10 protein-coding genes are annotated in these 12674 nt (G+C 48.5%); all 10 read left to right on the top strand.

Annotated elements, in window-relative coordinates; genetic code table 11:
- The first annotated feature begins 3 nt into the window (after positions 1–3).
- The 10 genes from rseP to rbfA all read left to right on the top strand — a co-directional run bounded on the left by rseP (position 4) and on the right by rbfA (position 12626).
- Complete coding sequence (gene rseP, locus MHI54_RS00810) at positions 4–1260, top strand: RIP metalloprotease RseP (RefSeq protein WP_340082127.1); 1257 nt, start codon at positions 4–6, stop codon at positions 1258–1260.
- Positions 1261–1275: 15 nt separating this feature from the next.
- Complete coding sequence (locus MHI54_RS00805; RefSeq protein WP_340082126.1) at positions 1276–2970, top strand: proline--tRNA ligase; 1695 nt, start codon at positions 1276–1278, stop codon at positions 2968–2970.
- 78 nt (positions 2971–3048) lie between these two features.
- Positions 3049–7341 (top strand): PolC-type DNA polymerase III, encoded by a 4293-nt coding sequence (locus tag MHI54_RS00800; protein ID WP_340082125.1) that lies wholly within the window; start codon positions 3049–3051, stop codon positions 7339–7341.
- Between the two features lie 277 nt (positions 7342–7618).
- Positions 7619–8092, top strand: coding sequence for a ribosome maturation factor RimP (gene rimP / locus MHI54_RS00795; protein ID WP_095214734.1), 474 nt, complete (start codon positions 7619–7621; stop codon positions 8090–8092).
- 14 nt (positions 8093–8106) lie between these two features.
- Positions 8107–9210, top strand: coding sequence for a transcription termination factor NusA (gene nusA, locus MHI54_RS00790; RefSeq protein ID WP_095214735.1), 1104 nt, complete (start codon positions 8107–8109; stop codon positions 9208–9210).
- Positions 9211–9225: 15 nt separating this feature from the next.
- The gene (locus MHI54_RS00785) at positions 9226–9498 is read left to right on the top strand and encodes a YlxR family protein (RefSeq protein ID WP_095214736.1); all 273 of its coding nucleotides are present in this window, start codon (positions 9226–9228) and stop codon (positions 9496–9498) included.
- Positions 9495–9812 carry a ribosomal L7Ae/L30e/S12e/Gadd45 family protein gene (locus MHI54_RS00780; RefSeq protein ID WP_095214737.1) on the top strand — a complete coding sequence of 106 codons (318 nt, stop codon included), beginning with the start codon at positions 9495–9497 and terminating at the stop codon, positions 9810–9812. Before MHI54_RS00785 ends, MHI54_RS00780 begins: the two co-directional genes overlap by 4 nt.
- A 4-nt stretch (positions 9813–9816) precedes the next feature.
- Positions 9817–11970, top strand: a complete 2154-nt coding sequence (gene infB / locus MHI54_RS00775) for a translation initiation factor IF-2 (RefSeq protein WP_340082124.1) — start codon at positions 9817–9819, stop codon at positions 11968–11970.
- On the top strand, positions 11967–12245 hold the full coding sequence (locus tag MHI54_RS00770) for a DUF503 family protein (RefSeq protein ID WP_095214739.1): 279 nt from the start codon (positions 11967–11969) through the stop codon (positions 12243–12245). The genes infB and MHI54_RS00770 overlap by 4 nt, the downstream gene beginning before the upstream one ends.
- 30 nt (positions 12246–12275) lie before the next feature.
- A complete protein-coding gene (gene rbfA, locus MHI54_RS00765; RefSeq protein ID WP_095214740.1) occupies positions 12276–12626 on the top strand; it encodes a 30S ribosome-binding factor RbfA in 351 nt (116 codons plus the stop codon).
- Positions 12627–12674 lie beyond the last annotated feature (48 nt).

The raw sequence follows: 12674 nt of genomic DNA, 5'->3' as shown, positions 1-12674 counted from the left end.
ATTGTGACAACTATCATTGCGTTTATCCTTGTGTTCGGGCTGCTCGTTTTCGTGCATGAACTCGGACATTTGATTTTTGCGAAGCGGGCTGGCATGTTAGCGCGTGAATTCGCCATCGGTTTCGGACCGAAGATTTTTACCTGGACGAAAAACGAGACACTTTATACGATCAGACTGCTTCCGATCGGGGGATATGTCCGCGTTGCCGGCGAGGATCCGGAAATCGTGGAATTGAAGCCGGGTCATCACATCGGCTTGGAGTTCAATGAAAAACAGGAAGTGACGAAGATCATCGTCAATAATAAGTCCAAGCATCCAAATGCCCGTGTCATCGAAGTCGAAAGTGCCGATCTTGATCACAGTCTGATGATCCATGGCTATGAGATAGGCGAGGAAGAACGTCTTTCTTTCCCTGTCCATGAAAAAGCGATGTATGTGATGGATGAGACGGAGACACAAATCGCTCCATATGATCGGCAATTCGCTTCCAAGAATAAGCGGCAGCGGGCCATGCAATTATTTGCTGGACCGATGATGAATTTCCTGCTTGCACTTGTGCTCTTCTTCATCCTCGCCCTTGTGCAAGGGATACCGGCGGACAATGCAGCTGTAGGCACTGTACAGGATGGCTCTGCTGCTCAAGAGGCCGGGATCCGATCGGGGGATGAAATCACTGCGATTGATGGCACCCCGGTACAGACATGGGAAGAGTTTACGTCAATCGTCCGTAAAAATCCTGAAAAAGAGCTTGAAGTGACGATTGTCCGGGATGGACAGGAGCAGCAGCTGCAGATCACGCCTGCCCTTGTGGAAAGCGGCGATCAGCAGATCGGTCAGATCGGTGTGACGCTTGCCATGGAGAAGAAATTCTTGGCTGCGATTCCTTACAGCTTCCAGCAAACATATGAATTCGGAACGATGATATTGACCAATCTGGGACAGCTTATAACCGGTCAGCTCAGTCTCGATGCTTTATCCGGACCAGTCGGTATTTATGATGCGACAGATCAGGTAGTGAAGACAGGTTTGATCAATCTTATCCAGTGGACAGCATTGCTCAGTGTCAATCTTGGAATCGTCAACCTTGTCCCGCTCCCTGCACTTGATGGCGGACGTCTATTGTTCATCGGAGTGGAAGCCTTGAGAGGTAAGCCTGTCGAACCGCAGAAAGAAGCAGTGGTCCATTTCATAGGATTCGCTTTGCTGATGCTTTTGATGATCGTAGTCACCTGGAATGATATACAACGGTTATTTTTATGATGCAGAGGTGGAAGTATGCGACAAAGTAAAACATTTATCCCAACATTAAGAGAAGTGCCTGCAGATGCAGAAGCAATCAGCCATCAGCTGCTTGTAAAAGGCGGATACATCCGCCAGACTGCATCCGGGATCTACAGCTACCTGCCCCTCGGTACGAAGGTGCTGCGGAAAATAGAAGCGATCATCCGCGAGGAGATGGATCGTACGGGTGCGAGCGAAATGCTCATGCCGGCATTGCAGCCTGCAGAGCTTTGGAAAGAGACAGGCCGCTGGAAAGTATACGGTCCTGAATTGATGCGGCTGCATGACCGGAATAACCGTGAATTTGCACTGGGTCCCACCCACGAAGAAGTTACGACAAGTTTGGTACGCGATGAATTGAACAGTTATAAGAAACTGCCGCTGACGGTTTATCAGATCCAGACGAAGTACCGTGATGAACAGCGTCCTCGCTTCGGACTGCTGCGCGGGCGTGAATTCATCATGAAAGATGCCTATAGCTTCCATGCTGATTATGAGAGCCTGGATGAAGCCTATAACACCATTTCAGATGCCTATCATCGCATCTTCAAACGAGTGGGCTTGAATTTCCGCGCTGTAGTAGCTGATTCAGGTGCTATGGGCGGAAAGGATACCCATGAATTCATGGCACTTGCTTCCGTAGGGGAGGACACGATCGCCTTCAGTGATCAATCCGATTATGCTGCCAATATCGAGATGGCCGAGGTACTGGATCAAGGTCGGAAGCCCGAGGCCGAGGCCCTGCCTCTCGAGAAAGTCGAGACGCCGAACGTGAAGACGATGCAGCAAGTGGCGGATTATCTTGGCCACACGCTTGAAGAAGGTCTGAAAGCAGTTGTGTTCAAAGTGGATGATCGTCTTGTGATGGTCATTGCCCGCGGTGATCACGAAATAAATGACATCAAAGTGAAGAATCATTATCAAGCGCAGATGGTGGAATTGGCAGCTGAAGCGGAAGTGAAGGAAGTGCTTGGTGCAGGGTTCGGATCGCTGGGACCGATCGATGTACCGGAAGAAATCGATGTCATCGCGGATAACGCTGTAAAATATACGGTGAATGTTACCTGCGGTGCCAATGAAGATGGCTTCCACTATAAGAACGTGAACCCGGAACGGGATTTCCAAGTGCAATACGCCGATTTGAGGTTCATCCAAGCTGGCGACCCATCACCAGACGGCCAAGGTACGATCCAGTTTGCCGAGGGTATCGAAATAGGCCAGGTTTTCAAACTGGGTGAATTTTATGCCGATAAGATGCAAGCTACTTTCCTGGATGAACAGGGTAAGGCTAAAAACTTGATCATGGGTTGTTATGGTATCGGTGTATCGCGTACACTTGCAGCTGCCGTCGAGCAGCATAGCAAGGAAGGAGCGATTGTATGGCCGAAATCCATCAGTCCATTCCAGGTGCATCTGATCAGCTTGAATCCGAAAAAAGACGAGCAGCGCGAACTTGCTGACCGCCTATATGAAAGATTACTTGAAGCAGGTGTCGATGTGTTGTACGATGATAGGAAGGAACGTGCAGGTGTCAAATTTGCTGATAGCGATTTGATCGGCATCCCAGTCCGTGTCACAGTCGGCAAACGTGCTGCTGACGGAGAAGTGGAAGTGAAGTTCCGCGATACTGAACAAGAAGCAATTTCACATGAGAATGATTTGCTGGACCAGATAGCTGATTATTTATAAAAATATACAAGCCCTTGTCAAATTTTTGGCAGGGGCTTTCGCAAGACCGCAGTATCACTAGCGGGGGAGGAGAAGTCAATGAGTCTAAGCCAAAATGAAAAAATGGACATGCTCCTTGAGCAGATCCAGCTGGATGAAGAAACCATTGCAGCTCATTTCAAGGAGAGTCAGCTGGAGAAATTGGAAGTGGACCCGAAAGCAAAGTCATGGCATTTTCATTTCCAACTGGCAAATCTGCTGCCGCCGACCATATACAAAATCTTCACTGCCAAGCTGACGGAAGCATTTGCGCATATCGCCGCCGTGAACTGGTCGATACGCTGTGTCGCCAATACAGTTGACAGTGATTATATCAAGGATTATTGGAAGGATTTTGTCCTGACATATCCCAAGCTCTCACCTGCCTATAAGGATTTGGTGCAGACACAAACACCAGTAGTTAACGGTAATAAGATTATGTTAACTGCCAGGAATGAAGCAGAAGCCAGTGCTCTGAAAAAAAGGCTGGAGCCTGCCTTTCAAACTTACTGCGAGAAAATCGGTGCTGGACTATACATGCTTACAGTCACTGTCCAGGAACAGAACCTGGAGGAATTGAACAAATTCCGCGAACAGAAGGCGTTGGAAGACAGTCTGCTCGTCCAAAAAGCGATCAAGGATTCGGAAGAACGGGCGAAGAAACAGGAGGAAGCTCCTCAAGGCCCTGTCATGATCGGATATGCCATCAATGATGAAATCACACCGATGCAGGATATCCAGGACGAGGAACGCCGTATGGCCGTCCAAGGCTATGTCTTTGATGTGGATATAAGGGAATTGCGCTCCGGCCGCCACTTGCTCATCGCAAAAGTGACGGATTACACAGACAGCTTCCAGATCAAAATGTTTTCCAAAGGCAATGAAGATGCAGATAAATTCAAACAGCTCAAAAAGGGCATGTGGATTAAGGCACGCGGAAGCATCCAGACTGACAACTTCACCAATGAACTTACCATGATGGCGAATGATATCAATGAAATCTCCGTCACCCTTCGGCAGGATGAAGCCCAAGAAGGGGAAAAGCGTGTCGAGCTGCATGCGCATACACTCATGAGTCAAATGGATGCCGTGACATCAGCGACACGTTTGATCGAAACAGCAGCAAGATTCGGTCATGAAAGCATTGCAATCACCGATCACGCTGTTGTGCAAAGCTATCCGGAAGCCTTTGCTGCAGGTAAGAAGAACGGCATCAAGGTCATTTATGGGATGGAAGCCAACCTCGTGGATGACGGTGTGCCAATCGCATACAACAGTAAGGATATCGATTTGGAAGATGCGACTTATATCGTATTTGACGTGGAAACGACAGGTCTTTCTGCTTCCTACGATAAAATCATTGAATTGGCTGCCGTGAAATTCCGTGATGGGGAAATCGTCGATCGATTCGAGCGGTTCGCCAATCCGCACCAAAAATTGAGCCAGACAATCATCGATCTTACTGGAATCACGGATGATATGCTTGTGGATGCGCCGGAAATCGAGGATGTCCTGAACGATTTCCGTGACTGGATGGGTGATGATGTGCTTGTTGCACATAACGCAAGCTTTGATATGGGCTTCCTTAATCAAGGTTTCAAGCGGATTGGTTTAGAGAAAGCGTCCAACGCTGTAATTGATACATTGGAGCTTGCCAGATTCCTGTTCCCGCAGCTGAAGAATCACCGCCTGAATACGTTGTGTAAGTTCCTGGATATTGAATTGACGCAGCATCACCGGGCCATTTATGATACCGAGGCTACAGGTTATCTGCTATGGCGTTTGCTAAAGGAAGCGTTCAAAAAAGAAATAAAGAATCATAACCAGCTAAACGATTACATGGGGGAAGGGAATGCGTATCAACGCTCCCGTCCATACCACTGTACGATTTATGTACAAAATGAAGTCGGCTTGAAGAACATGTACAAGCTTGTCAGCATGTCCCATGTGGATTACTTCTACCGTGTTCCCCGGATTCCGCGCTCCAAACTGGAGCAGCATCGGGAGGGCTTGATCATCAGCTCCGGCTGTGACAAAGGGGAAGTGTTCGAAGCAATGATGCAAAAATCAAAAGAAGATGCAGCCGAAGCCGCTGCCTTCTATGATGTCATCGAAATACAGCCTCCGTCCAATTATTATCATTTGATTGAAAAGGAGCTTGTACAGAATGAAGCGCATCTGTTCGATATCCTTCGCAATCTTGTCGAGCTCGGAGACGATTTGGGGAAACCGGTGGTGGCGACTGGCAACGTGCATTATATCGAAGAACACGAAAAGCAGTACCGTAACATCCTGATCAAGACACAGAATGGTAACCCGCTCAGCAGGCAGACATTGCCGGATGTTCATTTCCGCACAACAAATGAGATGCTGGCATGTTTCGATTTCCTGCCAGCCGAAAAGGCAAAGGAAGTCGTCGTAACCAATACGCAGAAAGTCTCTGAAATGATAGAAGATGTCAAGCCGGTCAAAGAAGATCTTTACACACCCAATATCGATGGCGCCGAGGACGAAATGCGTCAGATGAGCTATGACCGGGCGCGGAGCATTTATGGGGATCCTTTGCCGGAAATAGTCGAGAAACGGATCGAGAAAGAACTGAAAAGCATCATCGGGCACGGGTTTGCCGTCATCTATCTCATTTCGCATAAACTGGTGAAAAAATCACTGGAAGACGGCTATTTGGTCGGTTCCCGGGGATCGGTCGGTTCGTCCCTGATAGCGACGCTTACCGATATCACCGAAGTGAACCCGCTGCCGCCGCATTATGTGTGCACTAGCTGTAAATACAACGAATTCTTCAACGATGGATCGGTTGCCAGCGGCTATGATCTGCCAGAAAAAGCATGCCCGGCCTGCGGGGAGCCGTTGAAACGGGACGGACAGGATATCCCGTTTGAAACCTTCCTTGGTTTCAAAGGGGATAAAGTTCCCGATATCGATCTGAATTTCTCTGGTACTTATCAGCCGCAAGCCCACAACTATACGAAGGTGCTGTTCGGGGAAGATAAAGTATATCGTGCCGGTACGATCGGTACCGTCGCCGAAAAGACAGCTTATGGTTATGTGAAAGGCTATGCCAGCGATAATCAGCTCCACATCCGCAATGCGGAAGTGGATCGGCTCGTCCAGGGCTGCACGGGTGTGAAAAGAACGACTGGTCAGCACCCAGGGGGTATAATTGTCGTACCGGATGACCAAGATATATATGATTTCACACCAATCCAATATCCAGCGGATGATCGCAACTCGGAATGGCGGACGACCCACTTCGACTTCCATTCCATTCACGATAATCTGCTGAAGCTGGATATACTCGGACACGATGATCCGACCGTCATCCGCATGCTTCAGGATTTGTCCGGTATCGATCCGAAGACGATTCCGACGAATGATCCGGAAGTCATGAAGATTTTCTCGGGAACGGAATCGCTGGGTGTGACGCCGGAGCAGATCATGTGTAAAACCGGTACACTCGGTGTGCCTGAGTTCGGTACACGTTTCGTACGTCAAATGCTGGAAGATACCAATCCGTCGACATTTGCCGAGCTCGTCCAGATTTCCGGTCTGTCCCACGGTACGGATGTATGGCTTGGCAATGCCCAGGAATTGATAAATAGCGGCATTTGTACATTGCCTGAAGTAATCGGCTGCCGTGATGACATCATGGTATATTTGATGCACCGGGGACTTGAATCATCGCTTGCCTTCAAAATCATGGAGTCTGTCCGTAAAGGGAAGGGACTGCAGGATGAATGGATCGAGGAGATGAAGAAGAACAATGTACCTGATTGGTATATCGACTCCTGCCTGAAGATCAAGTACATGTTCCCGAAAGCACACGCGGCTGCATATGTCCTTATGGCAGTACGGATTGCCTACTTCAAAGTGCATCATCCGATTCTTTTCTATGCAGCGTACTTCAGCGTTCGTGCAAGTGATTTCGAGCTCGATACGATGATCAAAGGTTCGGAAGCGATCCGCCAGCGTATCAACGAAATCAATCATAAAGGACATGATGCATCTCCTAAGGAGAAGAACCTTGTCACTGTTCTGGAGCTTTCCCTTGAAATGTGCGAGCGCGGTTTCCGTTTCCAGCGGGTCGATCTCTACAAGTCCAGCGCGACGGATTTCATCGTGGACGGGGACAGTTTGATCCCGCCATTCAATGCCATCGATGGACTGGGTACCAACGCTGCGCACAATATCGTGAAAGCACGGGAAGACGGGGAATTCCTTTCGAAGGAAGATCTGCGTGAAAGAAGCAGGATCAGTAAGACGGTATTGGAATATATGGATCAGCATGGCTGTCTGGAAGGAATGGCTGACCAGAACCAGCTTTCGCTATTCTGACGGGATTCTTGCCTAAACAAGAAACTTGTGGTATATTATCCAATAGCGGTATTGATACGAACCAGATCAAGAGTGGGATTACCCACTCTTTTTCATACCCATGGATTCGGCATCAAGTTTGTAAGGGGAGCGCCTCTTCGTTGTTTTGTAGCAAAAAGCACATGATAAACATTGTTCCCTTGCTTCCATTTCGGGCAAGGGTTTTCTATTGAGAGGCACACCCCACCCGAAAAAAAGTATTATTCGCCTGAAAGCGTGCAGTAAAGGAGGAAGCATTTTGGCAGCCAATATAACGGAAGTTACGGAAAGCTATCTACAACCAATCGTGGAAGAGCTGCAGCTGGAGCTGGTCGATGTGGAATTCGTCAAGGAAGGCAAGAACTGGTTCCTGCGGGTCTATGTCGATAAAGCAGAAGGCATCGATATCGAGGAATGCGCCATCGTTTCAGAGAAATTGAGTGCAGTCCTTGATGAGAATGATCCGGTTGACTTCCCGTACTTTCTGGAGGTTTCTTCGCCAGGGGCGGAAAGACCGCTTAAAACAAAACAAGCAATCACAAACAGTATCGGTAAGACAGTAAATGTGAAACTGTACGAGCCGATCGATAATGAAAAAGAGTACCAAGGTACATTGAAGGCGTTCGAAGACGATGTATTGACATTGGAAGTCATGAACAAAGCGAGGAAGAAGGAAATTTCCCTTCCATATGAGAAAATCGCGAAGGCACGTCTGGCTGTAACGTTTAACTAAAGGGGGATATACGAGTGAGCAGCGAGCTTTTTGATGCCATTACTTATTTGGAGAAAGAGAAAGGGATTAATAAGGATGTCCTGATCGAAGCGCTGGAAGCAGCCTTGATCTCCGCTTATAAAAAGAACTTCAAATCCGCGACGAATGTACGCGTCGATTTGAATGAAACTACCGGATCCATGAAAGTCTTCGCCCGCAAGGACGTTGTCGAGGAAGTCGAGGACAGCCAGCAGCAAATGACCCTGGATGAGGCTCGTGCCATTTCTGGAACGTACGATATCGGTGATGTCGTCGAGATCGAAGTGACGCCGAAGGATTTCGGGCGTATTGCAGCACAGGCGGCAAAGCAAGTCGTCACACAGCGTGTGCGTGAAGCAGAGCGCGGTGTCATATTCAGTGAATATGCAGATCGGGAAGAAGATGTCATGACTGGTATCATCTCCCGCAATGATCCGCGCTTCATCTATGTGGATCTTGGCAAAATCGAGGCAAAGCTGCCGGAAAGCGAGCAGATGCCGACAGAAAAATATGAGATTCACGATCGCCTGAAGGTGTATGTGACGAAAGTAGAGAACACAAATAAAGGACCGAGTATTTTCGTTTCCCGGACCCATCCAGGTCTTTTGAAGCGATTGTTTGAAATGGAAGTGCCAGAAATCTATGATGGTACTGTAGAGATCCGTTCGGTTGCCCGTGAGGCCGGGGATCGTTCGAAGATTTCCGTCTACGCCTCCCAAGCAGAAGTCGATCCAGTCGGCTCATGTGTCGGTCAGCGCGGTCAGCGTGTCCAAGCAATCGTGAATGAACTCAAAGGGGAAAAAATCGATATCGTTGAATGGTCCGAAGATCCGGTCGAGTATGTATCCAATGCCCTCAGTCCGTCCAAGGTCATCTCTGTCCTCGTTGACGAAGAAGAAAAAGCGACAACTGTCATCGTACCGGATTATCAGCTCAGCCTTGCCATCGGCAAACGCGGACAAAACGCGCGACTGGCAGCGAAATTGACGGGCTGGAAGATCGATATCAAATCCGAAACAGAAGCACGCGAGCTTGGTTTACTGACTGATCAGGATACAGATTCTGCGGACTTTGACGATTTAGACGAAGACACATATTGATAAGGGGCGCTGTATATGAAACAAAAGAAGGTTCCGCTTCGAAAATGTGTGGTTTCCAATGAAATGAAGCCGAAACAGGAATTGATCCGGGTCGTCCGCAACAAAGAAGGCGAAGTTTTCGTGGATGAGACCGGCAAGAAGAACGGACGCGGTGCGTATGTCTCCAAGGATGCGGCTGTCATTGAGAAAGCGAAGAAACAAGATACGCTGGCGCGTCACTTGAATGCACAGATCGATGATTCTATTTATGAAGAGCTTGAGCGATTAGCGAAAGGCCAGCACTCATGAGTAAAAATTATTTGAACTTGTTAGGGCTTGCTGTGCGTGCCGGACAATGCACCTTCGGGGAAGAAGCGATTGTCCGGGATGTTCAGCGACAGAAAGCAAAGCTAGTAATAGCTGCCAGTGATATCGGTCCCCAAACCTTGAAGAAACTCCGCAACAAGACCGATTTCTACAACATCGCCTTTCGGCAGGTAGAGGAGGACCGGGGGCAATTATCACAAGCGATTGGTAAATCCGGCAGAGTCGCAGTTGCCATCTTGGATGATGGTTTTGCAGACAAATTGAAATCTTTGCTCACTGAATCCACTCGGAGGTGAACGTATGTCAAAGATTCGTGTTTACGAATACGCAAAAGAGAAGAATGTTTCCAGTAAGGAAATCATCAATAAATTGAAAGATATGAATATCGAAGTGGCCAATCATATGTCCATGATCACGGAATCGGCTAAGGACAGATTGGATAAAAGCTTCACAGGAAAAAGCGCGAGCAGCGAGAAAGTAGCGATTAAAACGGGGAACTCAGCAAACACAACCAACTCAGCAAATAACAATGGTCAGAACAACAAGCCGAAAAACAAAGCTGGCGGCGGACAAAACCGTAATCAGCAGCGTAACGGCAACAGAAAGCCTGGCAAGGGCGGACAGAACAATAACAGACGCGGCGGCCGGAACAACAGTCGTAATCAAAAAGCGCCGCAGCAGAAACGTCCGGAAATGCCGACTCCAGACAAAATCACCTTCAAAGGGTCTTTGACTGTCAGCGAATTGGCAGCAAAGCTTCATAGGGAGTCCACTGAAATCATCAAGAAACTCTTCCTCCAAGGTGTCATGGCAACGAAGAACCAGGACTTGGATAAAGATGCAATCGAAATGATTTGTTTAGAGTACAATGTCGAAGTGGAAGAAGAAGTGGACGTTGATGTAACGGATCTTGACAATTATAAAATCGAGGATAAAGCAGAAGACCTGCAGGAGCGTCCTGCTGTCGTCACGATCATGGGACACGTTGACCATGGTAAAACGACCCTGCTTGATTCCATCCGCGATACAAAAGTGACCGAAGGTGAAGCAGGCGGGATCACACAGCATATCGGGGCTTATCAGGTGGAAGAGAACGGAAAGAAAATCACTTTCCTTGATACACCTGGTCACGCAGCCTTCACGAGCATGCGTTCCCGCGGTGCGCAGGTGACGGATATAGCGATCCTGGTAGTGGCTGCCGATGACGGCGTGATGCCGCAGACAGTCGAAGCCATCAACCACGCAAAAGCCGCAGAGGTACCGATCATCGTGGCAGTGAACAAAATCGATTTGGAAGGTGCAAACCCCGATCGTGTAATGCAGGAGCTTACAGAGCATGGCCTCATCCCTGAGGACTGGGGCGGAGATACGATTTTCGTCCAGCTATCTGCCAAAAAACGAGAAGGTATCGACGATTTGCTTGAAATGATCCTGCTTGTAACCGAGGTTGAGGAATTGAAAGCAAACCCGAATCGTGCGGCAGAGGGTACCGTAATCGAGGCGCAATTGGATAAAGGACGCGGTCCGGTAGCTACATTGCTCGTTCAGAACGGCACGCTCAATGTCGGGGACAGCATTGTCGTCGGAAATGCATACGGTCGTGTGCGTGCAATGGTCAATGATTTGGGCCGCCGTGTGAAGACAGCTCCTCCTTCCACTCCGGTCGAGATCACCGGCTTGAACTCAGTGCCTAATGCAGGTGATCAGTTCATGGTATTCGAAGATGAGAAACAAGCCCGTCAAGTAGGGGAAGCAAGACAGCAGAAGCAAGTGGAAGAAAACCGTTCCACAGGCGCGCGTGTCAGCCTTGATGATTTGTTTAACCAAATCAAGCAAGGGGAAGTGAAAGATATCAACCTGATCGTGAAAGCGGACGTGCATGGTTCCGTGGAAGCGATGGCTGCATCTTTGGAGAAAATCGAAGTGGAAGGTGTCAAAGTCCGTATCATTCACACTGGTGTGGGTGCCATCACAGAATCCGATGTCATCCTTGCATCTGCTTCTAACGCAATCATCATCGGATTCAACGTACGTCCGGATGCCAATGCGAAAAAAGCGGCGGAATCAGAGAATGTCGATATCCGTCAGCATCGCATCATCTATAAAGTAATCGAAGAAATCGAGTCGGCTATGAAAGGGATGCTTGATCCCGAGTTCGAAGAGAAAGTCATCGGACAAGCGGAGGTTCGTCAAATCATCAAGGTATCCCGTATCGGTACGATTGCCGGAAGTTATGTAACAGAAGGTAAAATCACACGTGATGCTTCCATCCGTGTCATCCGTGACGGTATCGTGATCGTCGAGGACGAAATCGATTCTTTGAAACGATTCAAGGATGACGTGCGTGAAGTTGCCACAAACTATGAGTGTGGTATCACATTGAAGAATTTCCACGATATCAAAGAAGGCGACACATTCGAAGCATATGTGATGGAAGAAATCGAAAGAAAATGATTCTGGCTGCGGTTGTAGAGTGTATGATCTATGACGCGCATTCCCTCAAGGATAAGCGTTCGGTCGTCAAACGGATCTCCACAAGGATCGGGGGATCGTTCAATATTGCCATCAGCGAAGCCGACTACCATGATTTGTGGCAGCGTACGTGCTTTGAGCTGGTGACGACATCCCCCGACCGTGTCCGGGCTGAACGTGTGATGGATCAAGCGCTTGCCTTGATTGATTCTTTTCCGGAGATCGAGAGAACAGCCACTGACAAGCAGTGGCTTTAGCATCCCTCCGAATGACGATGAGGTGATTATATGAGTGAATTACGAGCAAATCGTGTCGCAGAGCAGATGAAAAAAGAGCTTGGCGATATTATATCCAGAAAGATCAAAGATCCGCGAATCGGCTTTGTGACAGTGACTGATGTGGAAGTGACTGGCGATCTGCAGCAGGCGAAGGTTTATATCTCTGTCCTGGGCGAAGAGAAGCAAAAGCATAATACGCTTCTTGGATTGGCGAAAGCGAAAGGATTCATCCGCTCGGAAATCGGCAGACGTATCCGTTTGCGCAAGACGCCGGAGCTGGCATTTGAATTCGATGAAGCTGTCGAACAAGGTAATCGAATCGAACATCTCTTGAAGGAGCTCAACGATTCCGATAGATAAGAGACGATGGAGAATCCCTTCGCCCTTCATGGGAGGAAGGGATTCTTT

It is taken from the genome of Terribacillus sp. FSL K6-0262 (assembly GCF_037977385.1).
In the GTDB taxonomy this organism is placed as follows: Bacteria; Bacillota; Bacilli; order Bacillales; family Amphibacillaceae; genus Terribacillus.
The sequence above is the reverse complement of the archived record's forward strand: the minus strand, read 5'-3'. Positions and strand labels throughout refer to the sequence as shown.